We start from the raw sequence: 26,657 nt of genomic DNA, 5'->3' as shown, positions 1-26,657 counted from the left end.
GCGCGGCCGGTCGCGCGTCCGAGTCGTCGAAGCGCATGCGACGAAGTCGCGAGTCTCGACGGCTCGGACGCGAGACACCAGGGGGCCGCGAACACGCCGCGCCGCAGGCGCGGCCAACATCACAGCCGGCGCTGTTCGAATTCCTTCTCGAATTCGGCATCATCGGCCTGCGGTTTGCGGAAGAGGAAAGCGATGACGATCCAGCCGATGATCGCGACCAGGACGAAGCTCACCAGGCGGTAGACGAAGGCGGCGGCGACGGCCTGGGAGGCGGGCAGGGCCGCACCGGCGGTCAGGCCGTAGATGAGCGTCGCATCGACGTAGACGATGCCGCCGGGTGCGAACGGGATCGAGCCGACGGCCTTGCCCACGGTGAAGGCGATCAGCAGACCGGCCAGCTTCGGATCGGCACCGACCGCATAGCAAGCCGCACCCAGACAGGCCACGTCGGCGAAGCGGTGCACCAGCGCCCAACCCGTGACCATTGCCCCGTCGCGCTTTCCGAGATCCACCGATTCCAGCTGCGTGAGCATATCGGCGAGCTTGTTCATGCCCTGCTTGGCGGGGCGTTTGCGGATCCGGTTGAGCAGCGCGAGTCCGCGGCGCAGCACGGTCTCCAGCGCGCCCGGATTCTTTGATAGATGGTTGCCCGCCCACACCAGCGTTACCACGCCGGCCAGCGACAATATGAGCTTGAACGGCCCGACCCGGTCGCCGACCAGCAGTGCACCACCGACGCCGAGCAGTGCGAGTCCGGCGGTCGCGATCACACCGGACATCACCAACTGCCAGGAGGCGACGATCGGATTCGCACCCCATCGGCGGGTCTGGCGATAGGTGAAGGCGGTGGAGAACACCTGTCCGGCAGGCAGCGTCACCGACATTGCGGTGGCGCCGTAGACGACGGCGACGGATTTGTGCTGGCGGACCTCGACACCGCCCGCATGCAGCAGTTGTTTCTGTACCCGGCTGAATCCGCTCATCGACATTGCCTGCAGCCAGATACAGGCCGCGACCCAACCCCAGTGAATTTCGGTGAGCTTATTCCAGGAATCGTGTAATCGTGGCCAGAGGTAGTAACCCTCGCCGATCAGCAATGCCAGCAGGGCGATGCCCGCAACCCATTTGAGCCACCAGAATTTGCTCCGGCGACCACGTCTCGCCGGTCTGTCGGTGGGGTCGTCGGACGGCTGCGGCGCAGGCTCGCCGGCTAGTTCCCCATTGGCCGTCACTCGGTCAGCCTAACGAACCGACTGATTCGCTGTCTGCATCGACGTGCGGAGCCAGCATCTAATCGGCGGTGCTCCCGGGGCCCTCCGTGGTTACGCAGGCTGCCTCCTCCGTGCCCGTCGTCGCTCGCACCGCGGCCCCATCCTTCGGCCAGGCCAACATGGTCTTTCGTCGCCGCCCGCGCAGCTGGACTTCCTCGCCCGTCAGCCAAAACTCCTGCTCACTCTCGTCGGCGAAATACAGCGCGCTGCCCGAGGTGAGTACGCGGCCGGGTTGATCCTTGGCCAGTTCGGTCAGGCGCGACGCCTCGTTCACCGGATCGCCGATCACGGTGTATTCGAAACGGTTTGCGGCGCCGATATTTCCGGCGACGGCCAGGCCGGCCGAAACTCCGATTCCGATATCGAGTCCGGGCACCTCGCGCAGGGCTTCGCGCAGTTCGCGGGCGGCGGCCAAGGCCGCGGTCGGCGCGTCCGGGCGGTCCAGCGGTGCGCCGAAAATCGCCAGCGCGGCATCGCCGACGAATTTATTGACGAAGCCGTGATGTCGATCGATGACATCGACCACGATCCGGAAGAACTCGTTGAGCAGGCTGACCACCTCGGTCGGCGGTCGCTCCGCGGCGGTCGCGGTGGAGCCGACCATATCGACGAACAGGACGGCCACGAATCGGGTCTCGCCGCCGAGTTCGGTGCCGTAGTCGAGTGCCCGCTGCGCCACTTCCTCGCCGACATGCTGGCCGAACAGTTCCTGGAGCTGGCGGCGCTTGGCGGCTTCTTCCATCATGCGGTTGAAGCCGACCTGCAGCAGTCCGATCTCACTGCCGTCGAACACCTCGACCTGCACGTCGCGGGCGCCCTCCTGTACCCGGTCGATGGCCTGGCTGAGCTGGCGCACCGGGTCGGAGATGCTGGAGCCGGTCAGCATCGATAGCGCCAGCGCCTGCATGATCACCACGCCGCACAGCAACAGAATCGAAATGGCCAGCGATTGCGCGGAGAACTTCACATCCGAGGAGATCTGGGTGACGCACAGCAGCACGATGGCGATGGTGGGGGCGAAGGTGCCCATACCCCAGGTCATCCCCATCCTGGTGCCGACGCCCGGCGTCAGCGTGTGGTCGAACGAGCCCTCGGTGAGGGCTTGTGCGGCGACCGGGCGCAGAATCCGCTCGCCGAGCATGTAGGTGAAACCGAAGACGATCGTCGCGGCCATACATTCGGTGACGATGACCGCGCCCGCCAGCTCGGGCGCGTCCGCGATGATGGTGGCGGCAAGAATGGCGCCGCCGATCAGCCACAGCACCAGATGCAGGATCGCCTGGCGCAGCGGTGCGTGCAGTGCCGCCATCTGTTCTTGGTGGCTCGGCGGCCCACCACGCATCTGCCAGCGCATGACCGGACGCAGCATGAGCGCCGAAGCGGCAAGGCTCAGCAAACCGCCCGTGGTGAAAACCAGACCCGGAATCAACAGGCCGGTGCGTCGCGCACCGGCCGCCTCACCCTCGGGAACCGGGAGTCCATATTGGATGAACGCCCACACCAGGACCGCGCCGAAGGCATTGGCCAACAGCATCGATGTCAGGTACAGCGGCCAGCGCGTTCGCATGGTCTGTTTGACCGCTTCCAAGGGCGCTGACACGTTGACCAATCTAGCGTTCAGCTCAATCGAGCATGTCCGCGGCGCTCTGCGGCCATTAGGCTCGCGGAGGTGACCGACCAGAAGGTAAGTGCTCTCGGAAAAGCCAATGCTGCACGGTCGGCTGCTGATTCTGTGCACCCGTTCGTTCGAGTTTCCGCCGAGTGGGCGTGGCGGCTGCTGGTGATGTTCGCCGCATTGATCGCGAGCTCTATGGTGGTGCAGAAATTGGCGACGGTGGTCATCCCGCTCGCCATCGGCATGCTGGCTGCCGCATTGCTGGCGCCGCTGGTGGATTGGATGCAGCGGCTCGGGGTGCCGCGGGCGGTGGGGGTCTTCGTCGCGCTGGTCGGATCACTCGGGGTGGTCGCGGGGATCATGACCTTTGTCATCGAGCAGTTCATCGAGGGCGTACCGCAGTTGTCGGATGAAATTACGCACAGCATTCACGAAATTCAGGACTGGCTGATCAACGGTCCACCGCATCTGAGCGATGAGCAGATCCGCAGTGCGGGCGACACGATCGTCAAGACGATCCGGGAGAATCAGGACAGTCTCACCAGCGGTGCGCTGACCACCGCGACGGTCATCGGTCACCTGCTCACCGGCGCCTTCCTGACCCTGTTCATTCTCATCTTCTTTCTCTATGGCGGAGACCAGATCTGGCACTTCGTGACCCGGATCGTGCCGACCCCGCATCGGGAAAAGGTGCGCACCGCAGGGCAACTCGGCTTCGGCACGCTGGTCGGGTTCGTGCGCGCGACCGTGGTGGTGGCGCTCGTCGATGCCATCGGCATCGGTGCCGGCCTAGCCATTCTCGGGGTCCCGCTGGCATTGCCGTTGGCCTCGCTGGTGTTCATCAGCGCGTTCATCCCGATCGTCGGTGCATTCCTCGCCGGGACCATCGCGGTATTCATCGCATTGGTGACCAAGGGCTGGGTGACCGCGGTGATCGTGCTCGGCATCATCATCGCGGTGATGCAGCTGGAAAGCCATGTGCTGCAACCATTGCTGCTCGGACGGGCGGTGAGCATCCATCCGCTCGCGGTGGTGCTGGCCATTGCCGCGGGCATTGTGCTCGGCGGGATCGCGGGCGGCCTGTTGGCGGTGCCGTTTGTCGCGGTGATGAATACCGCGATTCGGTCGCTGCTGTCGGAAGGTCCGGAGGAGGCGTTCGAGGAACTGCATACCGGCGACGGTGGTCGATTTGCGGTGGAGCCGGATAAACCGGAGCCCGGCCGGTTCGATGTGGATGCGGTGCTGACCAAGGAGATGCATCGGGAGGACCGCTCGGATGACTCGACCGGTCCAGGCTGAGGTCAGGGCAGCCGAGCTGAGCGCGGCCGATGCGGCGACCGCGCCGCTGTGGCGTGCGGTGCAGGCATTGCGGCTGGTCACGCTGCTCTATGCGGTCGGCCAGCAGATTGCCTCGGTGCAGTACTACCAGAGCCGGCAGCTGAGCTGGGTACTGATCGCCGTGATGGCGGTGTGGTCGGGTGCGTCCGCATTCATGTTGTCGCAGTGGCACTTTCCCGATGTAGCGCGGCTGCGGTCGTGGGTGGTGATCGGGGATCACCTGATGGTGATCGCGCTGATCGCCTCGACCCGGTTGGTCGCCGATTACGGCTGGTACCACGGGCATCAGACGCTGCCGACCACGCTGTGGGTCGCCAATGCCGTTGTCTCAGTGGCGATTCTGCGTGGACCACTCGCCGGTGTGCTGTCCGGACTTTTGATTGCGGCGGTGATCGTGACGGTGCGGCAGCAGTGGGGTCAAGACGTGTGGGCCGATGCGACCGCGCCGGTGCTCGTCTCCATCGGGCTCGCGCTCGGGCTCGCGGCCAATACCGCGCGTCGGGCACAGGGACAGCTGGAACGGGCCGTTCACTTGACCGCGGCGACCGAGGAGCGGGAGCGGCTGGCTCGTGAGGTGCATGACGGCGTGCTGCAGGTGCTCAGCTATATAAAGCGGCGTGGCAACGAGATCGGCGGTGCCACCGAGGAATTGGCGCAGCGGGCGGCGGAACAGGAAGTGGCGCTGCGGGTTTTGATCTCCGAGCAGGGAAGGCACGGGGATACCGGTGGCGCGGATGTCGACCTGCGGCCGCTGCTGACTGTGCATGCGACGCCATCGGTCTTCGTTTCGACGCCGGGCGAGCCGGTTCGGGTCGGGCGATGGATGGCGGGTGAGATTGCGGCGGCGGTGGCGAATGCACTGTCCAACGTCGCGCTGCATGCCGGGCCGGATGCAAAAGCCTATGTGCTGCTGGAGGATACCGGTGATGAGCTGATCGTCAGCCTGCGTGATGACGGTGTCGGGATTGCGCCGGGGCGTTTGGCGGAGGCGGAAGCCGAGGGGCGCATGGGGGTTTCGCGATCCATTATCGGTCGTATCGAGACGTTGGGGGGAACGGCGGTATTGCTGACCGAGGAGGCTGGTGGGGTTGGGTTCGGTACCGAGTGGGAGTTTCGGGTGCCGCGTTCGGGAGGGGTGGGGTGAGTGCGCGACAACATCTCGCTGGCGCAGGTTTCGTCGTGAATGACGACCGGCGTGCGGACGCTGCCGCGTGAACTCCCGCAGCGGCCAGAGGCCGGTGCATACCGGTGTTCGAGTGTGCAGGAGGACACTATGGCCAGTGGTAATGCTTCCGAAGCGATCGGGTCATCGATTGCCCCTAGCGACCAGGAGCTCGAGCGCGCAGGAGGGCCTTGTGACCAGTGGTGATGCGGCCGAGGCGATCGGGTCATCGGTTACCCCTGGCTGCCTGGGTATCCGTGTGCAAAGGAGGACCTTGTGACCAGGGACGAAGCGGCCGAGGCGATTTCGGTGATGGTGGTGGACGACCATCCCATGTGGCGCGACGGGGTTTCCCGTGATCTGGCCGAGGCCGGGTTCGTGGTTGCCGCGACTGCGGATGGGGTGGGGTCGGCTACTCGGCGGGCGGCGGCGGTGCGGCCTGCAGTGGTGTTGATGGACATGCAGTTGCCCGATGGGAATGGGGCGCAGGCCACTGCGGAGGTGCTACGGGTGTCGCCGGAGAGTCGGGTGCTGGTGTTGTCGGCCTCGGCCGAGCGCGGTGATGTGTTGGATGCGATCAAGGCGGGGGCCTCGGGGTATCTGGTGAAGAGTGCATCGGCTAGCGAGTTGATCGAGGCTGTGCGGGCCACCGCGGCTGGGCAACCGGTATTCACGCCGGGCCTGGCAGGGTTGGTGCTCGGTGAGTATCGGCGGATGGCGACCGCGCCTACCGAACCGGATGAACCGCATCGTCCCGCGCTCACCGAGCGGGAGACCGAGGTGCTGCGGATGGTGGCGAAAGGCTTGTCCGCCAAGCAGATTGCGTCGCGGCTCGGGCTCAGTCATCGAACGGTGGAAAACCATGTGCAGGCGACTTTGCGGAAGTTGCAGTTGGCCAATCGGGTTGAACTGACTCGCTATGCCATCGAGCAGGGACTGGAATAGGTGCGCAACGGTTCCCGAGTAGATGCGTAGCGGTTCTCGAAGTAGGTGGCGCAAGGTTCTCGAGCAACTGCGTAACGGTTTCGGCCACCTCGAAGGCTCCGAGTGCGGCCCGATCGTCCTGCGGGGGGATACCGAACATGTCGCGGACGGAGCGTGGGAAACATTGACCGTGCCACACCGGTTCCACTAGCGAGCCCCCACATGAGGTGCCCGGCGGAACGGTGCCGAAAACGGGAGATCGGGCCGAGGGGAGCGGGAACTCGGGGATTGCCCTGATGCGTCGGGTGCGCTGGGCTCGGTAATCTCGAATTCATGGGTGGCCCCGAATCGGTATCCAACGGTGTCGGCTCCGGTGACGTGGTCGGCGACCGTGAGTTGCGCGTTTCCGATGCCGAGCGCGAACATGTCGGTCAACTGCTGCAGCGCGCCGTCGGGCTCGGCATGCTCTCCCTCGGGGAGTTCACCGAGCGGATGGATACCGCGCTGGCCGCCAAGACCCGTGGCGAACTCAATGCCGTACTTGTCGACCTGCCCGGCGTGCGACTCATCGGTCAGCCCGCCGCACCGCCCTCGACCTTCGTGAACGCTTCGCCGGCATTCACGAAGCGGGTCTCACCGCCGCCCTCGGTCCCGACACAGGTCACGCCGGGCAATGTGATCCGCAGCCGCCTTTCCGGCGTCAATCGCCGCGGTCCCTGGCAGGTGGCGCCCGCGCTGCAGCTGAACAACTGGCTCTCCGGCGTCACCCTCGATTTCACCGAGGCGATCATGTCCACTCAGGTCGTCGAGGTGCATGTCGACGACTACCTCAGCTCACTCACCCTGATCGTCCCCGCCGAGGCCACCGTCGACCTCAACGCCGTCGACCTCATCGGCTCCAGCGTCAACAACAAGGTCCGCACCGGACCACCCCTCGGCCCACTGCACGTCGTCGTACACGGCCGAATCCGCTTCGGCTCGATCACCGCCAAGCACTCCCTGCGCGCCCAGTGGCGCAAGTTGATGGGGGGTTGATCGTGTGCATAATTGCGGCCCTCGGATGTTCACCTCGCCATCGAGGTCGTTTCTTCCGGAACGAAAACCAGGGAGCGAGTGCTTCGCCCCGCGCAGTATGCCGAAGCGGGCATCAAATGCTTCTGGCGCGTGGAGAATGAAGAGAACGCGATCGTCATCTACGTGTTCGAGCTGTTACCCGAGGGCGGATACGCGCCGACGGGGGCGTGCACCGGACCCGGGTGCAGGTCGATCGTCGTTTCCCGCTCGATATCGAACTGCCTGAAGTCACCTGGTAGTCAGCATATTTCGGAGCCGACCGGGGTCAGGTGTTGACGCCGATGCGGCGGGCGAAGGTACGCAAGGGAACTCGGCGGTCGTGGTCCAGTAGTTCGGAGACGATGTGCCGGGGCAGCGACTGGTATTTGATCCAATCGGCACCGCCGACGCGTTCGGCGTCGAGCAGGGCGGCGAGGGCGCGCTTGTGCTGGCCGGTGCGGGCGAAGGCGACGGCCGTATCGGTGAGGTGCCGGGCGCGCGAGGCCTGGGGCAGACCGCAATTCGCGGGCATGTCCTGTGCGGCGGTCAGCGCCTCCGGATAGCGTTCGGAGCTGATATTCACATCGACTGTCTGCATGACGACTTGCGAAGGGCCGAAATAGGTTTCGTAGTCGTGGCGATCGGCGCCGATGCGCAGCGCGACCTCAGCCGCCGCTTGAACCAGCGACAACGCCTCGGGAACGTCCTGCGATCGACCGGCCGCGGTAGCGCCCTGCAAAATCAGCGATCCGTACGCGGACAGATGCGCCGGGGTCTCGTCACCGTCGGGCTCCAGATTCGCCGCCGCACGCAGCGCGACCTTGCGCGACTCCTCGTAACGGCCCTGCACCAATAGCTGCCAGGCGACCGAGCCGCGAATGGTGGCCAGCAGCAGCGGATCGTTGCCGAGCTCGGCGGCGGCGAGTGCCTGGCGGATCGCGAGGAACGCCGGGTCGGTCTGCCCGAGATGGACCAGGGTGCAGCCGGTGACCCAATACATCCGTGCGAGTAGTTCATTCGCGGATGCGACGGCGCCGTTGCGGGCGGTGTGCACCGTTGCTCGCAGCTGGATGAGCCCGGTCGGCAGGATCGAGGTGAGCAATTCGTAGTGACCGGTCCAGTAGGCGCCCCACGCGTAATCGACGGCCCGACTGCCCTCGTCGAGGCCGATCGCATCCTCGTCCGGGATCTCGCCGAGCAGATCGTCGACCGGGGTCAGTGCGCGTCGGATGGCGACGATACCGGCATCGGGATTGCCGGAGGGGATACCGTGTCGCTTGCCCACCAGGTCGGAGATGTCGACATCCAGTGCGCGCGCGAGTTTTTGCAGACTGGCGATCGACGCGGTCTGGCGGCCACCCTGTTCCAGTTTGCGCACCAGGTCAACGCTGACACCGGCTTGGTCGGCGAGTTGGCGCTGCGTGAGTGCCTTTCCGCGGAACAGTCTTATCCGCACGCCGATCGACGAATCGTCCATTTAGCCAAGTCCTTTGTTACATCCTTGTTTCAGCGTACGACGTTAAGTGATCGCGCTCACCGGAAGTGGGACATTACGTACGACTCGTTCCTGCTCAGTTGGAATACCGTTGCCTTTCTGCAACTTTGAGAATGCAAAGGGCGGCGGCAATGATCACCATGCCGAATACCACCGTGCGAGCTCTTCGCGCCGACCGCGCGCTCGAGCCGGGTGTCCAGACCAGTCGATTCGCGCGCCACACCCACCGCGTGCGCGAACAGCACGGTCCGCTACGCAGAGGGGGCTGCCCGGTCTGTGGACGAGGGGAGGCGTAGGCCATGTTCGAGCGCTGTCACTCCCCTCACGAAATCGCGCATATGCTGCGACATCGGTACGGGCTGCCGGTCCAACTGTTGGCCGGTCGCCCGATGATCACCACCGGCTCCATCCTCGGCGCCCTGGTGATGCCACCGGATCTGGGCCAGAAAGTCCTGGCCGCCCTCGACCGGACGTTCACGGCCCCGGTGGTTGCCGAACCCGGCGAACGCACCTGGACTTTCCTCGTCGCACCGCCGAGCCCGGCCGTACCGGTCGAGATCAGCGTGCGCCGTTGCCTGGCCGGACACTACGTAACCGTCACCCCACCCGGCCGCCACGTCCTGCTCCCCACCACCGACTCCCCACTCGGCTGGCACTGGGCGGGCGAACCAACCCCCGGCGTTCTGCGCATGCCACCCCGCTCCGCGGTGATCAATGCGGTCTACCAGGTCACCAACATGCGCTCCCACACCCTGTAATCAGCGCCGACCCCCGCCCTGCCACCGGCGGGCGGGGGTTGATCGGCAGGGGTGACTCAGCGATCAACTGTGGGTAATGACTACGTCGGCTTGGCCAGGCTGTTGAAGGTGGTTCGGGTGTAGCGGCCGCAGTAGCGCTGCGGCGCAGCTCGGTACTGGGTGACTGGTTCGCGCTGCTGGAATTCGAGTAGATCCCGGATGAGTACCAGTGGTTTCTACTCATGTTCCGGTGCGCTCGAGAAATCAGCATTGGGGATATGACTACGTCTATCGATCCCGCGCTGATTTCGCGGTTGTCCGGGGAGTTCGCTGCGTTGGGAACGCAGATGGGCGTCCTCGGCCGAGATTTGGATTTGTTACGAGCGCAGATCATCGCGGATTCAGTTGCGGCACCTGCGGTTTCGAAGGACTCGACCGGGTTCTCGGTTCGCGGGGAGTATCCGCTCGGTCCGATCCCGGTGCCGCTCGGCGGCAGCGGCGAGCCTGTGTCCGGACCCCCAGAGGCGGTGGGTGGCCAGCAGGTTGGTGCTCCGTTGGCTCCGACGGCCGAAGCGATCTCTGGTGACTCCGCTGCGCCTGGGACAGGTGCGGCGCCGGGTGTTCCGGCCTGGCCAGCGGGGGGTGCGGCCGTCGAGGACGCGGCCTCGGGTACTCATGGTGTGTCTGCAGAGGCTGCGGTGTCGGGTGTGCGTGCGCCGGTTGTACCTGCAGGTGGTGCGGTGCCGCGGCAGTCAGCTTCTGCGGGCGTTCCCGTTGCGCCTGGGACGGGTGGGGTACCGGGTGTTCCGGCCATGCCTCCGGCGTCGGAGGGTGCGGGATCGCCCCCGGGGACTGGTGCCATGCCCGCGGCAGGTGCGTCGGCGGCGGCGTCAGCCCAGGGGCCCGCAGCGGGTGCGGCACCGGGTGTACCTGCCGCAGGGGCGGTGTCTGGCGCGCCGATGGCGGGTGCTGTGCCGTCGGCACCAGTTCCTGGCGAGGGAGGGCGGATTCCGATGCCGCCGGTTGCGCCTTCGGGGTGGACGCGGCCGGTGCCTGGATATGGACAGGCGGGCGGTGTTGGGATGTCCGGATGGGCTGCGGCGCCGGGCGGGGTGCCCGGTGGGGTGCTAGGACCTTCGGGCGTGGGCGGTGGGTTCGTGCCGCCGCGGGCGGCTGGTGGGGCGGTTCCGCCGGGGGTGCCGCCGTGGCCGCCGCGGCGGGGTGCGGCGAAGACGCCGTGGTGGCAGCAGGAGGGGATGATCAGTCGGGTGCTGGCGGTGGCCGGGGTAGGGGTGACGCTGATCGGGGTGGTGATGCTTTTGGTGCTTGCCGCGCAGGCGGGGTTCTTCGGGCCGGTGCCGAGAGTTGTGGCTGGAGCTGTGTTCTCGGCGGCACTGGCCGGAGCCGGGGTGCGGGTGTTCGGGCGGGCGGGTGGCCGGGTTGGTGGAATTTCCTTGGCTGCCACAGGTATTGCCGGGATGTATCTGGATGTGGTTGCGGTGACGGCGATCTACGACTGGCTACAGCCGGTGGTCGGGCTCGCGGTGGCATTAGGTGTTGCGGCGGGTGGGGTCGGGTTGGCGATGCGGTGGCAGTCGCAGCCGCTTGCGGTGCTCGTGGTCGCGGGAGCGGCGTTGTTGTCGCCGTTCGTCACTTCGGAATTGGTGCTGCTCGCATTCCTGATCGTGTTGCAGTTGACATGCGTGCCGGTGCAATTGGTCCGCGATTGGCCATTCCTACATGTGGTGCGCACGGTGCCCGCGATATTGGCGACTTTGCTGGCGATTGCCATTGCCGCCGTGGATAATCCGGCGCCGAGCCGGGTGTACTGGCTGCTCACGGCCGCGGTGGCGATTGCGGTGATCGGGCTCGTCGGCGGTTTTCTAGTGGTGCGCAGGCGATCCGGTGATATCGTCGCCGCGCTGACTTTCGCGCTGTCCACAGTTCCGCTCTTGGCCGCACCCGTAATGTTCGAGCGGCATTCGGCGACCTTGGTCGCGGCGGCTTATGCGGCGGTGCTGCTGGCCGTGGCATCGCTGCACAGCGTGCCGAAATTGCGTGAGCTGGTGCGGATTCCGGGTTCGATCGCCTTCGTCGCCGCGATCGCCGGTTCATTCGCGCTGTTCGAAGCATGCGTCGGCGTGACGCGAGTGCAGACCCTGCCGATCGCACTGTTCCTGGTTGCGCTTTGCTACCTCGGTTCAGCCGGACAGCAGCGCTCCCGCATCACCGCCGCCATCGGCGCGGCGTTCACGCTGCTCGGTTCGGTAGTGTACTTCGCCACCGTGAGTCCGGAAGCGCTTGCGACACAACGGCTTGCGCACCTGCGCTTGGGTATCTCGACCGCACTGGACGCCGTCCTCGCGCTCGCAGTGATCGTTGTGGGCGTCTGGTGCGCTCGGAGACTCCCCGGCATGACCAAGGGCGGAACCGACGAATCGACGCTGTTCGTCGTCGCGAGCATTGCGGGCCTGTATGCCATAACCGCCGCCGCGGTCTCGATCGGCATCGCGACGGGCAGCGCTGACGGCTTCATTATCGGCCACAGCGCCGCCACCATCCTGTGGATGGCCGCTGCCACCGCCGCACTGTTCTTCGGCCTGCGCAACCTGTCCCGCTCGGCCGCCGTCGCCAAATTGGCCCTCGGTTCCGGACTTCTCGTCACCGCAGCCGCTCTGGCCAAACTGTTCTTCTTCGACCTCGCCACCCTCGACGGTCTGGTCCGAGTAGCGGCCTTCCTGGTAGTCGGCGTCCTGCTGCTGCTGGCGGGTACCCGCTACGCCCGCGCCTTCGCCGAAGCCGGTGCCACAAACCCGGATTCAGCAGAATCCCGCTGACACCTGTGTTAGCGGCAACGAAAGCCACAGCCGTACACCGTATTACTCGCGATCCCGCCGCCGCAGCAACTCGTTCACGCTGACCGTCCGCCCGTCCGCGCTGTGATGGCGACCTTCGTCGGGCTTGCCGATGCGGCGCCGGTTGGACCTCAGCTCGGCCATCCAGTTTTCGATGCTGCTGCGGTTCTCTTCAGGCGCATCGTCATTCGAAGTGCCGGGCAGCTGCGGTGCCGCGTGGTGGGACGGATGGTCCGCGGTCGGGATCGGCGTCGGCTGAGCGGGCGGCGGGGGAGGCGTGGGCGTGGGTGCAGGCGGAATCGGACGAGTCGGCTCGGACGCCCCCGAAATCGTCGGAACCGGCCGCGGCCGAATGGGCTCGGGCGGCGCCGACTGGCCGAGCGGTGTGGGAGGCGCCGACTGGCCGAGCGATGCGGCATGCGCGGACGGCAACCGCGGCGCGGCTGGTGCGGATTGCCCCGATGGCGATCCCGGCGCGGACGATGCAGGAGGTCCGGATGGCGGCCCGGATGGGGGCACCGGCGGTCCAGGCGGTGGCGTATGCAACGGCGAACTCGCGCGCGGCCGAGTCGGATCATGCGGCGTGACCGGCCGCGGTGGCACCGGCGGGTCTGCCGGAATTTTCGCGAAATGCTGTGTCGGCGCCTCCGCCTCGATCTCCTCGACCGTGCGCGGCCGCCGCGGTGACCGCGACCGAGTACTGACGTTATCGGTGAGCGCGGGCATCTGCATCGTCACCGGATCGGTTATCGGCGTGGTCTTCACCAGGTCGACGACCTCGCCCCCGCCGGGACGCTCGTCGTCCAGAATCGGCTCGCCGAGCCCGACCTTCTGCTGTACCTTCTTCATCCACGCCGGCGCCCACCAGCAGTCGTCGCCGAGCAGCTTCATGGTGGCCGGGACGAGCAGCATGCGCAGAATCGTCGCGTCGATGAACAGCGCCGCGATCATGCCGTAGGCCAGATACTGCATCATGACCAGATCGGAGAACGCGAACGCGCCGGTCACCACGAGCAGGATGAGCGCGGCGGCGGTGATGATGCGCCCGGTCTGCGCGGTACCGATGCGCACCGCCTCGGTCGTCGAAGCCCCCTGCGTGCGCGCTTCGACCATGCGCGACAACAGGAATACCTCGTAGTCGGTCGAAAGACCGTAGATAACCGCGATGATCAGCACCAACACCGGCGACATGATCGGCTGCGGCGTGAAGTTCAACAGGCTCGCGCCGTGTCCATCGATGAAGATCCACGTCAAAATGCCGAGCGTGGAACCCAATCCGAGCGCGCTCATCAACGCGGCCTTGATCGGCAGCACCAGTGAGCCGAAGGTGAGGAACATCAGCAGCGTGGTGACGAACAGCACCAGTGCGATCATCAACGGCATCCGGTGCAGCAGCGCGTCGATGCTGTCCTTCTGGATCGCGGGCTGGCCGCCGACATACATCTGCACGTCGTCCGGAATTTCCAGGAAGCGCAGATAGTCGATGGTCGGATCCGCGTTCTCCGAATCCGCGAGCGTCGCGCTGGTGCGGAAAACTTCCTTGTCCGTGTTGGACTGAGCAGGCACGTCGAAGGTGCCGTTCAAGCCGGGCGCCTGCTTCGCCGCGGTCCACAACTTGCCGACGTCATTGCTGTTACCGGAGACGAAAACCAGCTGAATCGGATCGGACTTGCGTAGCGGGAAGATCGAGTCGAACTTCGCCTGTGCGAGTCGGGTCGCGTTATCCGGCGGCAGATACCGCTCGTTGATACCGCCGAAGGCCAGATTCTTGACCGGAATGATCAGCAGCAGCAACAGGATGCAGATCGGGATCGCGATCTTGAGCGGATGCTGCATCACCCAGCGGGTCGTCGTGCCCCATAGGCTGGTCTCGACTTCTTCGGCGGTCTTGGTCTTGCGGAAGCGCTTGAGCCCGAGCATATCCACCCGCGACCCGAGGATGCTCAGCATCGCGGGCAGGATGGTGATGGCGGTCAGCGCGGCCAGCGAGACGGTCGCGATGGAGCCGTACGCGATCGACTTGAGGAAGCCCTGCGGGAACAGCAGCATGCCGCCGAGGCTGGCGATGATCATGGTCGCGGAGAACACCACGGTGCGACCCGCGGTCATCACCGAGCGGCGGACGGCCGCGCGCGTGTCGTAGCCCTCGGCGAGTTCCTCACGGAACCGACTCACGATGAACAGGCCGTAGTCGATGGCCAGACCGAGACCGATCATCGAAACGACCGGCGAGACAAACGAGTTGACCTCGGTGAACTGGGTGACGAACCGGACGATGCCCCAGGCGCCGATCACCGTTAGACCACCGACGATCAGCGGCAGCGCCGCCGCGACCACACCACCGAAGATGAAGAACAGCAGCACCGCGACCGCGGGGATGGCCAGAATCTCCATCCGCTTCTGGTCGGCGGCCATGGTGTCGTTCAGCGTGCCGGCCACCGCCTGCAGACCCGCGACCTGCACGTCGATGCCCGGAATCGCGAAGACATCCTTCACTTTCCGGAAGTTGCGTACCATATCGGTGTCGTTATCGCCCTGGATGGCGATCGAGGCGAAGGTGTACTTCTTATCCTTCGAACCGAATGTCAACGGTGACGCCGGACCGGTTTCGGTCTGCCAGTAGGCGCCGTTGATCTTGGCGATCTCATCCGGATGTTCGCGCGGCAGCTTGTTGAGGCTGTCGACGATCTTCTGCCGGAATTCGGGATCATCGATCGTCGTACCGTTCGGTGCGGGGTAGAGCACGATCACATCGCTGTTGTGATCACGTCCGAACGCCTCGTCGGACAACTTGGCCGCCGTGGCCGATTGCGACGTGGGATCATCCCACCCGCTGGAGCTGAGATGGTCTTCCAGGCCTAGGCCGTAACCGCCGAGTGCCAAGAGTGCGGCCGCGACCATGCCGATGACAGCAAAGCGCAGCCGATAGACCAGATCGCCCCAGCGTGTGAACACTAAGCGACTCCTTGGGCAGGGCGAGAGGTGAGTAGCGCCGACAGCGGCCGGAACGGCTGCAGCCAAGCACCCTCGTCGGGCAGCGAGTCGAGGCTGACCCTGGGCAGTGGTTCACGGAACACGCCCGGGATGTCCTCGAGATCTACGAACTCGAGGGTATCGGATGTTACGGCCCAACTCGCATGCTCACGGAAGCCGAGTATCTGAGCGGGGATTCCGTTGGCGGCCAATCGTTCGAGCGGTTCGCGGAATGCCTGGCCATCGGCGGAGGCGACCATGATGCCCGCCAGCCCGGCGCCGCGACTGCGTAGCTCGATGTGCGCGAGCATATCCGCGTCGACATCGGAGTCCTCATCGATCTTGGGCTTGGCGAAGACCGCGTAGCCGACATTGCGCAGCGCCTCCACCCACGGCCGCACCACATCGGCGGTGCCGGGCGCGATATTGGTGAAGACGGTCGCTTCCGGTTCGACCCGGGTCGCGCTGCCCACCGATAGTTCGGCGGTGCGCGCGAGCAGCCAGCGGCCGAGCGCGTCGAAGCGCGGTCGATAGGCGGCGGTCGGGCGGCCGCCGAGGATCGCGCCGAGGCCCATGTCGAGATTCGGGGCGTCCCAGACCAATAGCACCCGACGCACATCGGGCGTAACCGCGCCGATCACCTCGGATCCGGTCCCGTGCACCTCCCCGGCAACATCCACGACCTCACGGGCCATCTCACCGACACTCATCATCCGATCTTCCCCCATATGAACTCGTTGATGGCGCTTCCGGCGCGATGTGCCTTGCCTTCGAATTTGGTGACTGGCCTTTCGAAACCGATCGGCGCGCTGTCGCGATGCTCGGCACTGACCCCGCCCGTGGTCTCGTTCAGGCCGATGAGCTGTGGTTCTGCCGCGCCGACCGCCGCGATGAACTCCGCGTAGTCGGCGTGGTCGGTCGCGACATGCAACACACCGCCGGGCCGAAGGCGATTGGCGATCAATGCGAATGTCGCGGGCTGCAGCAGCCGCCGCTTGTGGTGTCGCGCCTTCGGCCACGGGTCGGGAAAGAAGACTCGGACGCCCGTGAGCGACTGCTCAGCAATCATGTTCTCCAACACATCGACGGCGTCGCCGCGCAACAGGCGAATGTTGTCGATCTGCTCGCGCTCGATGCGCTGCACCAGTTGCGCGAGACCGGGCTGATAGACCTCGATGCCGATGAGATTCAGATGCGGTTCCGCCTGCGCCATCGCGGCGGTGGCGGTGCCTGTCCCACAACCGATCTCGATGACGAGCGGAGCGTCGCGACCGAACCAGGCGGCGGCGTCGAGTGGTTCGTCGGCCACATCGCGGCCGATCCTGGGCCAGGTGCGATCCCAGGATTGCTGCTGGGTCGCGGTGAGTGCGCCCCGACGCGAGCGGAAGCTCGTCACTCGGGGGTACAGGCGTGAGCCCGAGCCTTTTCGGGATCCACTGTCCGCCGGAGCCGAAGCTGTGGACGGCGGTCCGGGAACTGACTCGGCAGTATGGTTCGCGGCGTCGTTCACACGCTCCATTGTCCAGCATCGCAGGATGCGGGCAGCAAGCGGTCGTAGCGGACCGCTTGCGGATCACCCGAGACGAACAGTTATGCGGCGCGTACGCGGGGGATTCGAGTCGCTGGCTCGGTCTCCTGACGCAGCGGCTTGCCCAGCGCCACCTTGAGCGCGGTGCCGAGCATTTCCCATAGCCCGCGCACGCCGGTCGGCGAGGCGGCGACCGACCACACCGTGCTGTCGCCGACATCGCGCACCGGTTTTCCGGCGAGCCGATCGCTGAGCCAGTCCAGGCTGATCGGGGTGGCCAGCGGAAGCAGCGAGAAATGCTCGCTGAGCCGGTCGCGCACGTAGGTGACCTGCGTGCCGCCCCGGCGATAGCGCTCGACCTGGCCGTCGACGCCGTCCATATGGATGATCTGGTCGTGCACCGGCTGCACCACCAGCAGTGGGCAGGTCGGGGCGGAGTGACCGAGGCGCAAGTCGTCGAGCATGGCCTGCATCTCGGGTGCGGCGAGCACCTCGGCGAGCGGACGGCTCAGATGGTGGCCGACATCTCTATTGATGAGCCCGAGAACCGCCGCGATCGGTGTGGACCGTTCTGCGTGCTCGATCAGCCGGTGGCCCTCGGCATCGCAATCGCTCTCGAAGACCGCGGCCAGCGCCGGGTAGAGCCTGCGCAGCACCGCCACCACAATCGCGGGTAATCCGGCGTAGTGCCCGCCGTTGAGCCGGGTGAAGACCTGGCCCGGATCACCAACCGGCGCACCGAGCACCGCGCCGACGATATCGAGCTCCGGCGCGTAGGTCGGCGCCATCTCCACCAGCCACGAACTGGCCATGCCACCACCGGAATAACCCCAGACCGCGATCTGGGTATCGGGATGCAGACCCAGCGGTGCGAAGCGCAGCGCGGCGCGGATTCCGTCGAGTCCGCGGTAGCCGGGCTCGCGTGGCGCACCGAAATTCCCGTGCGGGCCCTCGTGGTCGGCGATGCTCACTGCCCAACCCCGGCGCAGTGCGTTGGCCACGAGCATCCATTCGAGTTGGGTGACCGAGCCGAGCGCGTGCGAACCGCGACGCAGGGCGTAAGAGGGGGAACATCGCTCGGCGACCGCGTCCATCGCGGTCTGGAAGGCCAGCAGCGGGCGGTCCTCGTTCGGGTCGGCGTCGAGCGGCAGCAGCACCGTGGTGACCGCCGCTTCCGGCGTGCCGTGCATATCACAGCTGCGGTAGAGCAGCTGCCAGGCCGAGACCTGCTGCGGCACAAGTCCGAACAGTGCGAGTTCGACGCGACGGCTGCGCAGGATGGTCCCGGCCGGACGAGCCGCGAAGCCTTTCGGTGGTCGGAGGAAGGGATCGCTACTGGGTAGCAGTGGCTTCCTATCGCCGGACGCGTCCGGCTCAGCACCGATGACATCGACGGTCACGGCAACCTCCTCATCGAGACCAGCGGAACGGATTCCGCCTGGTCGGCTTGCCGCCTTCGAAAAGCGAAGCTGCGCACCGTCTATGGTGCCGACCATCCCGCCAGATTAAGTGACCACGGCATCTGTGGGAACCCCGAGGTAGGGGGCTTGCTCCCGCACTAGACTGCGCGCATGAGTAGACCGACTGTGTTCATCACCGGTGCGGCGGCGGGTATCGGCCGGGCCACGGCCCTACTTTTCGCTGCACAGGGGTATCACGTCGGTGCGTACGATATCGATGAGTTGGGGCTGACCAGGCTCGCGTCCGACATCCACGCCACCGACGGCAGTGTGCGCACTGGGGTACTGGATGTGACGAACGACACTCACTGGACCGAGCGTCTCGCCGAGTTCAACGGTGACGAGAATCGGCTCGACATCCTCATCAACAATGCTGGCGTTCTGCGCGCTGGACGGTTCGAATCGATCGAGCTGGCCACGCACCAGACGATCATCGATGTCAATCTCGGCGGGGTGATAGCGGGTACGCATGCCGCGTTCAGCTATCTGCGCGATACGCCCGGCGCTCAGGTGGTGAATCTGTGCTCGGCATCGGCGATCTACGGACAGCCCGAACTCGCCAGCTACGGCGCGACCAAGTCCGCGGTCAAAAGCCTCACGGAGGCGTTGGATCTCGAGTGGGAGCGCCACGATATCCGGGTGATCGCGGTGTGGCCGCTGTTCGTATCCACCGCCATGGTGGAAGGGATGGAAACCGGCACGACCAAGTCGCTCGGCGTGCGTCTGACCGCAGAGGACGTCGCGCAGGGGATTTGGGACGTGACCCGCAAGCGCGGACGGCTGCCGCGCGTGCACTACGAAATCGGCGCGCAGGCAAAGGTACTGGCGGCCGCCGCGAAATACGCGCCGAACTGGGCCGTGCGAACCGCGAACAAATACTTCAGCGGCAGCTGATCCTTTCCAGCGACCCACAAGCAGTCGCCAGCGGCCCGTCCGCGCGGTATGTCTGCAAGAATGGCGCACCGAAAAGGGGGTGTGCAGCTTTGCCGACAACCACCGAATCCGAGGGGCCCCGGATCCGACCGGGCGGGCCCGCACGGGAACTGGACCAACTCGACCACCTGCTCGCGGTGCTGCGCTCGGGTGCTGATCCGCGGATCGTGGGCCAGGTGGGGACCGCCATCGCGCGGTGGCGTCGGCCGCCGCGCATTCAGGTGACCGGGCGGGCGCATACCGGACGGACCACGGTGCTGCATGCGCTGGCGCTGATGTCGGCGGTGGAGACGGCTCCGATCGACGAACCAGGCGTGGCCGATCCTGAACTCGACGCCGACGTCATCGTCTACGTGCTCGCCGGTGCGCCACAGCCCGCGGACCGGCGGATTCTGTCGGAATTGCCGCCGGAGCGCACCGTCGCGGTCCTGAACAAGGCCGATGCCATCGGGTCGCGGTGGGGTGATGCGGTCGCCGCCGCCGAGCAGTGCAGCGGCGGCCTCGGCACCATCACACTGCCCGTGGTCGCCTCGCTGGCCGTGCGCACCAGGGCCGGTGCGGTGAGCGAGGCCGATATGGTCACGTTGCGCCGCCTCGCCGAAACCGCAGATCCGGCGCTCACGCTCTCGCCGGACCTGTTCGTCGCGGCATCGGCAGGACCCGATGTCGCCGAGCGCGAAGAACTGCTGCAGCGCTGGGATCTGTACGGCGTGACCTGCGCGCTGTCCGCTCTGCGCCAGGACCCGGAACTCGGTCCGCACGCACTGCTGCAGATCATGCACGCGGCCAGCGGTATCGATCCGCTGCACCGCCTACTGCACCGCCGCTACGAACAGGTATCCGCACTGCGCGGCGGCGAACTCCTCGACGAACTGATCCGCCTCGCCGCCCGCGCCGTGCCCGTCGACGGCGCGAACGCACGGGACGTTTTGGAGGACTACCTCTTCGGCGACGACGCGCTCTGGCTCGGCCTCTGCGCGGGCCTCGCCTACCCGGAGGTCGCCCATCTGGCCGCCGGATATCGCGCACCCGCACCGTCCGATGCCGACGACGCCCTGGCCCGGGCCGCCCGCTGGCGCGCCGTGGTCTCCAGCGATATGTCCCCCGCCGCTCGCCGCGCCGCCCTCCGCGTCCACAACGGCTACATCCGGCTATGGGAACGGATGAGCAGTGCCGGCCTCTGAACAACCGGATTCCGCACGCGCGGAGCCGGGCTCGACTGCGCCCGAGCGTGATGAATCCGCCACTGCTCCACGCCGATCCGCGAGTGGTTCGGCGGCACAGGCATCGCCGCCCAGCGGATCGCCGACCAGCGGGGATGAATCGGCTGGACCAGCGGAGCGACCGGCCGCCGCGCAGGGGCGGTCAGCGGTTGCGTCACGCGGGGCTCCTTATGGATCGCCCGAACCCGAGAAGGGCTCGCTGGCGCCAGAGGTCGAGGCGGTCATCGCACGGTGGAATCCACAGGGGACGGCGCTGTTGCGCGCGGTGCGGGGGACGGGGGTGGCGTCGGCGGTGTCGTTGATCGGGCCCGATGACGCAAATACGAGCCTGTTGCGCACCGAGCTGGCTCGGTTCGAGCCGTGGATCCCGCTCTCGGATCCGGCGCCCGATGCGAGCGCGGCCGTGGAGACCACGTCGCCGTCGGGTAATGCGCCGTCAGCGGTCGCGCTCATACTGTTGGACGCGGGTAGTGCCCTCGGTGCGGACACCCTGCATGTGGTGCGGCGCCTGCGCGCCGACGGCACCAGGATCCTGCTCGCCATGAACGGCATCCACGCCTATCAGGACTGGCGCGCGGTGCAGGCGCACAACCTCGAACTGCTCGCCGCCCAGGGCATCGACGATCTGGCGATCGTGCCGGTATCGACGCGGCTCGCGGTGGCGGGCCGGGCGGCGGGCGATGCCGGCCTGCTCGATCGCTCCGGCCTCGGCGCGCTACACGCGGAACTCGCGGCGGCGACGGCCGGCGCCGAATCCGACGACCGGATCGCCACGGTCACCACGCGCGTGTTGACCGATACCCGCAGGCGGGTCGCCGAACAGGTCGCGGTGCTGCGCTCCGGCGCGGAACCGATCCAGTGGCGCGAGGAACGCGCCGTGCTGCTCGCCGGACGTGACGGCGGCCGCGCCACCGCCATGTCCACCCTGCGCAGCCAACTGCATCTGGCCAGGGTCGATCTGATGACCGATGTCGGGGCCAGGGTCCGCGCACTGCACGCCGCCGCCCGGGGCGAACTCGACCGTTTGCGTCGCGCCGAATCCGCCGGCTATCCCGAACGCTTACAGCAGGCGGTCAACGAACTGACCAACGCCGTGGACGGGACCATCGATCAGCGGCTGTCCGAGCTCACCGATCGCATCGGCGCAGTACCGGAACACGACCGCGACACGCCACCGCGATGGCGCGATCCGGCCCTGCGCGTCGGCCCGGATCCGGAGCCGCGGCATCGAGGTGTCGAAGATCACCTCATGATCGCGCTCGGCGCCTCCGCGGGGGTCGGCATCGGCCGTCTACTGGTCGCCCCGTTCTCGGTCGTGCAGGCCCTTGATTTCGCGACCGTACCGGTGACGCTGCTGCTCGGAGCCGGTGCGGCGGCTTGGGTGGTGCGCGCCCGCGGTCAGGTCGCCGACCGCGCGCACCTCCGTCAATGGGTCGCGGACGCTTTGGTGAATGTGAAGGCCCAGTTGGAGCAGCGGGTCGCCACCGCACTGGTGGAATCGGAGACCGCGCTATCGGACCGCGTCATCCGCGCGAGCACCGAGCGAATCGTCGAAATCGACCGTCAGGTGGCCGAATTGGAGGCCAGACTGCGCCGCGCAGCGTCCGAGCAACCTGGTCAGCTCGCCGCCTGCGAACGCGATATCGCCATCCTCGATCGGTATCGCAGTTCTTTTGATTAGGTAACTTAGTGGGTACTCCTGCAGGAACCCGATTCCGTACTGGTCGTCACATCGCGTTAACCTCTTAAGCAGGAACCTGGGCGTCCGCTTCGTCCTTGTACGCGGTCCAGCCATGACGCGCTTTCGACTGGTCGTAGCGGGTGCCTTCCCGCCAACGGTGGCGCTCGGTGTATTCGCGCTGGTCATGGGCATTACCGCAGCGACTGCTCGCAGGTCGCTCGAAATGGTCAGCCTAGGCGGCTACACCGTGAACCGCCCATCTCAGGAGAGTTTTCATGACCTCAGCGACCATTCCTGGTCTTCGCGATTCCGACGGCAAGCAGCCGACCGAGCACAGCGAACTACTCGCCTGGGTACAGGACGTCGCAGAACTCACTCAACCAGAGCGAGTGGTCTGGGCGGACGGTTCCGACGAAGAGTGGGAACGGCTGACCACCCAACTCGTTGCGGCGGGCACCTTCAAAAAACTCAACGAGGACAAGAAGCCGAACTCCTTCCTCGCCCTCTCCGACCCCTCCGATGTGGCGCGTGTCGAATCCCGCACCTACATCTGTTCGAAGACCGAGGCCGACGCGGGCCCGACCAACAACTGGGTCGACCCCACCGAGATGCGCGCCACCATGACCGAGCTGTACCGCGGCTCGATGAAGGGCCGCACCATGTACGTGGTGCCATTCTGCATGGGCCCGCTCGGTGCCGAGGACCCCAAGCTGGGCGTGGAGATCACCGACTCCGAATACGTCGTGGTCTCGATGCGCGTGATGACCCGCATGGGCGCCGCCGCGCTGGAGAAGCTCGGCGCCGACAAGCCGTTCGTGAAGGCATTGCACTCCGTCGGCGCTCCGCTGGCCGAGGGCGAGGCCGATGTGCCGTGGCCGTGCAACGACACCAAGTACATCACCCACTTCCCCGAGGACCGCGAGATCTGGAGCTACGGCTCCGGATACGGCGGCAACGCGCTGCTCGGCAAGAAGTGCTACTCCCTACGCATCGCCTCGGCAATGGCCCACGACGAGGGCTGGCTGGCCGAGCACATGCTGATCCTCAAGCTGATCTCCCCTGAGAACAAGGCGTACTACATCGCCGCGGCCTTCCCGAGCGCCTGCGGTAAAACCAACCTCGCGATGATCCAGCCGACGATTCCCGGCTGGCGCGCGGAGACCCTCGGCGATGACATCGCCTGGATGCGTTTCGGCAAGGACGGCCGCCTGTACGCGGTTAACCCCGAATACGGCTTCTTCGGTGTCGCACCGGGCACGAACTACAGCTCCAACCCGAACGCCATGGCCACAATGGAGGCGGGCAACACCGTCTACACCAACGTCGCGCTGACCGACCACAATGACGTCTGGTGGGAGGGCCTGGAGGGCGAGCCCGATCACCTGATCGACTGGAAGGGTAACGACTGGTACCTGCGGGAGACCGAAACCCTTGCCGCGCACCCGAACTCGCGCTACTGCACGCCGATGTCACAGTGCCCGATCCTGGCTCCCGAATGGGACGACCCGCAGGGTGTGCCGATCTCGGCCATTCTGTTCGGCGGCCGCCGAAAGACCACCGTCCCGTTGGTGACCGAATCCTTCGACTGGCAGCACGGCGTCTTCATGGGCGCGACCCTGTCGTCGGAGCAGACCGCCGCCGCCGAAGGCAAGGTCGGCACTGTGCGCCGCGACCCGATGGCGATGCTGCCGTTCATGGGCTACCACGTCGGTGACTACCTGAACCACTGGATCAATGTCGGCAAGAACGCGGATGCGAACAAGCTGCCGAAGATCTTCTACGTCAACTGGTTCCGTCGCGGCGGCGACGGCCGGTTCCTGTGGCCCGGATTCGGTGAGAACTCCCGCGTACTGGAGTGGATCGTCGGCCGCATCGAGGGTTCGGCGCAGGCCGAGCCGACCGCGATCGGCAATGTGCCCACCGCCGCTCAGATGGACCTCGAGGGTCTGAAGGTGGACCCCGTAGATGTCGATGAGGCACTCGCCGTCGATGCAGACGAATGGCGCAAGGAGATCCCGCTCATCGAGGAGTGGTTCGAATTCGTCGGCGACAAGCTGCCTTCCGGGGTGCGCGACGAGTTCGAGGCGCTGAAGGAGCGTCTGGGCTCTGCCTGATTTGCAGCGCCTGCGGCGCTGCGTGTTCGCGGCCCCCTAGTGTCTCGCGGCCGAGCGGCCGATACTGGCGACTTCGTCGCGTGCGCTTCGGCCGCTCGGCCGCGAGACGGGCCGCGAACGGTCGCTCGTAAGACTCGCTCCGTGGTGGCTGAGTAGTGGCGAAACTCGCGGACTTCGTCGCGTGTGCTGTGGTCGCTCGGCTGCGAGCGGGTCGCTCGTGAGACTTGCTGTGTGGCTGAGTTGTGGTGAAACTCGTGGCACCGCTCGCACCATCTTTCACGATGGTGCGAGCGGTTTCGTTTGTGGTGGAGGTCTATTCGGAGAAGGGTGCGCGGCCGATCAGTTGACGGAAGCCCGCGGTGCGCATGAGCCATCGAGTGCGTCCGTCCGGCACCGCGGACGCCTCGTTCGTCAGCGCTTCCGTCATGTGCTTTTTGAAGTCGTGTCGCGGATGACGGCGCAGCAGTTCCTCGACCCAGCGCGGATCGAGATCGGACATTCGAGCTCCGAACACGTCCACGGCAGCACCGGCGGAAACAAAGCCGAGATCGTCGACCTTATCGGCGACCCCGATGGTGAGATGCGCGGCGATCGCGGCACCGACCGTCTCCGCCTGCTCCGGTGTGGCACCTGCGCCGAGGACGAATCCGACGGCGCGCTCCGCCCCGGTCACCGCGAAACACCTTCCGGGCGTTGGATGTTCGAGCTGCAAATCGTGCAGCAGGCAGGAGACGTAGGCCAGCTCGTCGTCGTATTTCGTGCCATCGAATTCAGCGAGCGCGCGCCCGAAGAAATAGCTCCGATACGAGTGTTCCGATACGTGCACCGAAAGGCATTCCCGCGCTTCCTCTTCGGCGGCCTTGGCCAGCTTCGAATCGGGCAGTCGGAGTTCCGCGAAATCCACCCGCCCGCTGCCGCCTCTCCCGAGTGCCAACGCGGCCTGCCCGGCAACGAGCCGGGGCACGCCCGCAACGAGCTTGGCGGTCAGCTGCCTGCGCTGACTACTGGAAAGCGCCCCACCGGTACGCCTCGCCCATTCCCAATCCATCCCCGCAGGCGCACCCACGTTGATCTCCTTCTCCTCGAACACGTCTCGCTCTCAGTGAAGCCCCCCAGTCCCACACCGACGAGTGGCGCAAATGCCAGTAACCCTCGGATTCCCGCCAATTGTGCGCCCCGCCAATTCGTTGAACCATCGCAGCCCGGTCGTCTCCGTCACACCGACAGCCGCCCCGGCCGCCGACGGCCCCAACCAACGCCCAGAACCGGCGCACCACCCGGCTCGGACCCAACGGCTCCATCCAACAACCCCTTCGATCACCCGACGGTGCTGTTGCAGTCACCCCTCGAGCCCAAGCGAGAAGCCTCAGCCAGTTCCACCTGATCTCGATCGGTCAGCGGAAGTCGAGAGCGTGATCTTGTGCCCACTGGGCGAAGGTGTGGGCGGGGCGGCCGGTGAGGTCTTGGACGATCGTTGATACCTGCGGCGGGTCGGTAACTCCGGCCTTCCATCCGGCCAGGACGGCCTCGACGCCGATTTCCGGCATGGTCTTGAGCATCTCCACGCGGGCCTGCTCGTCGGAGATGACTTCGAAGGCGATTTCGCGATCGATGGCCGCGCCGATCTGCTGCACTTGCTCGCGCAGCGTCAGTGACTCGGGACCCCAAACGGTGTAGGCCTGGCCTTCATGACCAGGTTCGGTCAGCGCGGTGACCGCGAGCTCCGCCAAATCTTTCTCGTGGATGGGTGCGGTTCGGGCATCGGGATACGGCAGCCGGACGACACCCTCGTCACGGATGGAATGCTGCCACCACCACAGCGCGTTCGTGGCGAACATGCCGGGGCGGATGAAGGTCCAATTCAGACCGGACTTCTCGATCGCCGACTCGATAACGCTGTGCATCAAGGCAATTGGATTGCTCGACGCATTGCTCTGCAGCACGGCGCCCGACGATAGGAACACCACGTGCTGGATCCCGGCGGCTTCGGCGGCTGCCACGAAACCGTCGATCCCCTCGGGCTTGGCGTAGAGGAATACGCGCTGCGCACCTTCGAGCGCGGCGGGCAGCGTTTCGGGCTGCTCGAGATCGGCCGCGACGACCGTCGCGCCCGGCGGGGAGCCCGCGACGGAGGGTTCCCTGCTCGTCGAACGGACCTGTTCCCCTCTCGAAATCAGGCCCGCCACCACGTGGCGACCGACATTGCCTCTGGCTCCGAAAACAACTGTGACCATGGCGGCAGCGTAGGCCGGCAGGCTTACCTGCGGTAAGGACATACCTTCAGGTAAGCTCCAG

Annotated in this window: 20 protein-coding genes; 11 read left to right on the top strand and 9 right to left on the bottom strand. The window is 66.2% G+C overall.

Features of this window, described 5'->3' with window-relative positions; genetic code table 11:
• Nucleotides 1-119: 119 nt before the first annotated feature.
• Both ACIBJI_RS36715 and ACIBJI_RS36710 read right to left on the bottom strand, forming a co-directional pair.
• Nucleotides 120-1,232, bottom strand: a complete 1,113-nt coding sequence (locus ACIBJI_RS36715) for a YbhN family protein (protein WP_364359422.1) — start codon at nt 1,230-1,232, stop codon at nt 120-122.
• Between the two features lie 58 nt (nt 1,233-1,290).
• On the bottom strand, nt 1,291-2,838 hold the full coding sequence (locus tag ACIBJI_RS36710) for an adenylate/guanylate cyclase domain-containing protein (protein WP_364359470.1): 1,548 nt from the start codon (nt 2,836-2,838) through the stop codon (nt 1,291-1,293).
• A gap of 102 nt (nt 2,839-2,940) precedes the next feature.
• Between ACIBJI_RS36710 and ACIBJI_RS36705 the strand changes: the two genes are divergently transcribed.
• The 5 genes from ACIBJI_RS36705 (at nt 2,941) to ACIBJI_RS36685 (ending at nt 7,660) form a co-directional block, all read left to right on the top strand.
• Nucleotides 2,941-4,185 (top strand): AI-2E family transporter, encoded by a 1,245-nt coding sequence (locus tag ACIBJI_RS36705; protein ID WP_364359425.1) that lies wholly within the window; start codon nt 2,941-2,943, stop codon nt 4,183-4,185.
• Nucleotides 4,163-5,368, top strand: a complete 1,206-nt coding sequence (gene macS / locus ACIBJI_RS36700; RefSeq protein ID WP_397087841.1) for a MacS family sensor histidine kinase — start codon at nt 4,163-4,165, stop codon at nt 5,366-5,368. The genes ACIBJI_RS36705 and macS overlap by 23 nt, the downstream gene beginning before the upstream one ends.
• A gap of 330 nt (nt 5,369-5,698) precedes the next feature.
• Nucleotides 5,699-6,331 carry a response regulator transcription factor gene (locus tag ACIBJI_RS36695; protein ID WP_364359473.1) on the top strand — a complete coding sequence of 211 codons (633 nt, stop codon included), beginning with the start codon at nt 5,699-5,701 and terminating at the stop codon, nt 6,329-6,331.
• Between the two features lie 312 nt (nt 6,332-6,643).
• A complete protein-coding gene (locus ACIBJI_RS36690) occupies nt 6,644-7,345 on the top strand; it encodes a DUF1707 domain-containing protein (protein WP_364359431.1) in 702 nt (233 codons plus the stop codon).
• A 12-nt stretch (nt 7,346-7,357) separates the two neighbouring features.
• Entirely contained in the window at nt 7,358-7,660 is a 303-nt protein-coding gene (locus ACIBJI_RS36685) for a Uma2 family endonuclease (RefSeq protein ID WP_397087839.1), read from the top strand.
• On the opposite strand, the gene ACIBJI_RS36680 is transcribed toward ACIBJI_RS36685, so the two are convergent.
• Nucleotides 7,650-8,840, bottom strand: a complete 1,191-nt coding sequence (locus tag ACIBJI_RS36680) for a helix-turn-helix domain-containing protein (protein WP_364359437.1) — start codon at nt 8,838-8,840, stop codon at nt 7,650-7,652. The two genes, ACIBJI_RS36685 and ACIBJI_RS36680, sit on opposite strands and share 11 nt — an antisense overlap.
• A 356-nt stretch (nt 8,841-9,196) precedes the next feature.
• Between ACIBJI_RS36680 and ACIBJI_RS36675 the strand changes: the two genes are divergently transcribed.
• A complete protein-coding gene (locus ACIBJI_RS36675; RefSeq protein ID WP_396959463.1) occupies nt 9,197-9,616 on the top strand; it encodes a hypothetical protein in 420 nt (139 codons plus the stop codon).
• A gap of 1,061 nt (nt 9,617-10,677) precedes the next feature.
• Entirely contained in the window at nt 10,678-12,432 is a 1,755-nt protein-coding gene (locus ACIBJI_RS36670; protein WP_364359443.1) for a DUF2339 domain-containing protein, read from the top strand.
• A gap of 42 nt (nt 12,433-12,474) precedes the next feature.
• On the opposite strand, the gene ACIBJI_RS36665 is transcribed toward ACIBJI_RS36670, so the two are convergent.
• The 4 genes from ACIBJI_RS36665 to ACIBJI_RS36650 form a co-directional block, all read right to left on the bottom strand.
• Nucleotides 12,475-15,405 (bottom strand): MMPL family transporter, encoded by a 2,931-nt coding sequence (locus ACIBJI_RS36665; protein ID WP_397087836.1) that lies wholly within the window; start codon nt 15,403-15,405, stop codon nt 12,475-12,477.
• Nucleotides 15,405-16,133: an NYN domain-containing protein gene (locus ACIBJI_RS36660; RefSeq protein WP_364359449.1), complete on the bottom strand. Its 729-nt coding sequence runs from the start codon at nt 16,131-16,133 to the stop codon at nt 15,405-15,407. The genes ACIBJI_RS36665 and ACIBJI_RS36660 overlap by 1 nt, the downstream gene beginning before the upstream one ends.
• Entirely contained in the window at nt 16,133-16,942 is an 810-nt protein-coding gene (gene trmB, locus ACIBJI_RS36655; protein WP_396959468.1) for a tRNA (guanosine(46)-N7)-methyltransferase TrmB, read from the bottom strand. The genes ACIBJI_RS36660 and trmB overlap by 1 nt, the downstream gene beginning before the upstream one ends.
• Nucleotides 16,943-17,013: 71 nt before the next feature.
• On the bottom strand, nt 17,014-18,351 hold the full coding sequence (locus tag ACIBJI_RS36650; protein ID WP_397087834.1) for a lipase family protein: 1,338 nt from the start codon (nt 18,349-18,351) through the stop codon (nt 17,014-17,016).
• A 171-nt stretch (nt 18,352-18,522) separates the two neighbouring features.
• Between ACIBJI_RS36650 and ACIBJI_RS36645 the strand changes: the two genes are divergently transcribed.
• The 4 genes from ACIBJI_RS36645 (at nt 18,523) to ACIBJI_RS36630 (ending at nt 24,362) form a co-directional block, all read left to right on the top strand.
• On the top strand, nt 18,523-19,305 hold the full coding sequence (locus ACIBJI_RS36645; RefSeq protein ID WP_364359458.1) for an SDR family oxidoreductase: 783 nt from the start codon (nt 18,523-18,525) through the stop codon (nt 19,303-19,305).
• Nucleotides 19,306-19,394: 89 nt separating this feature from the next.
• Nucleotides 19,395-20,528 (top strand): hypothetical protein, encoded by a 1,134-nt coding sequence (locus ACIBJI_RS36640; protein ID WP_396959472.1) that lies wholly within the window; start codon nt 19,395-19,397, stop codon nt 20,526-20,528.
• The gene (locus tag ACIBJI_RS36635; RefSeq protein WP_397087832.1) at nt 20,515-22,248 is read left to right on the top strand and encodes a hypothetical protein; all 1,734 of its coding nucleotides are present in this window, start codon (nt 20,515-20,517) and stop codon (nt 22,246-22,248) included. Before ACIBJI_RS36640 ends, ACIBJI_RS36635 begins: the two co-directional genes overlap by 14 nt.
• A gap of 275 nt (nt 22,249-22,523) precedes the next feature.
• Entirely contained in the window at nt 22,524-24,362 is a 1,839-nt protein-coding gene (locus ACIBJI_RS36630; protein WP_364359467.1) for a phosphoenolpyruvate carboxykinase (GTP), read from the top strand.
• A gap of 313 nt (nt 24,363-24,675) precedes the next feature.
• Here ACIBJI_RS36630 and ACIBJI_RS36625 read toward each other — a convergent pair whose 3' ends face one another.
• Together ACIBJI_RS36625 and ACIBJI_RS36620 are read right to left on the bottom strand one after the other, a co-directional pair.
• The gene (locus tag ACIBJI_RS36625; RefSeq protein ID WP_396959560.1) at nt 24,676-25,410 is read right to left on the bottom strand and encodes a phosphohydrolase; all 735 of its coding nucleotides are present in this window, start codon (nt 25,408-25,410) and stop codon (nt 24,676-24,678) included.
• Nucleotides 25,411-25,756: 346 nt separating this feature from the next.
• Nucleotides 25,757-26,596, bottom strand: a complete 840-nt coding sequence (locus ACIBJI_RS36620; protein ID WP_364356094.1) for an NAD(P)H-binding protein — start codon at nt 26,594-26,596, stop codon at nt 25,757-25,759.
• Between the last annotated feature and the right edge of the window lie 61 nt (nt 26,597-26,657).

This window comes from Nocardia sp. NPDC050408, from assembly GCF_044458905.1.
GTDB lineage: Bacteria > Actinomycetota > Actinomycetes > Mycobacteriales > Mycobacteriaceae > Nocardia.
This window is presented reverse-complemented; position numbering and strand designations above follow the sequence as displayed.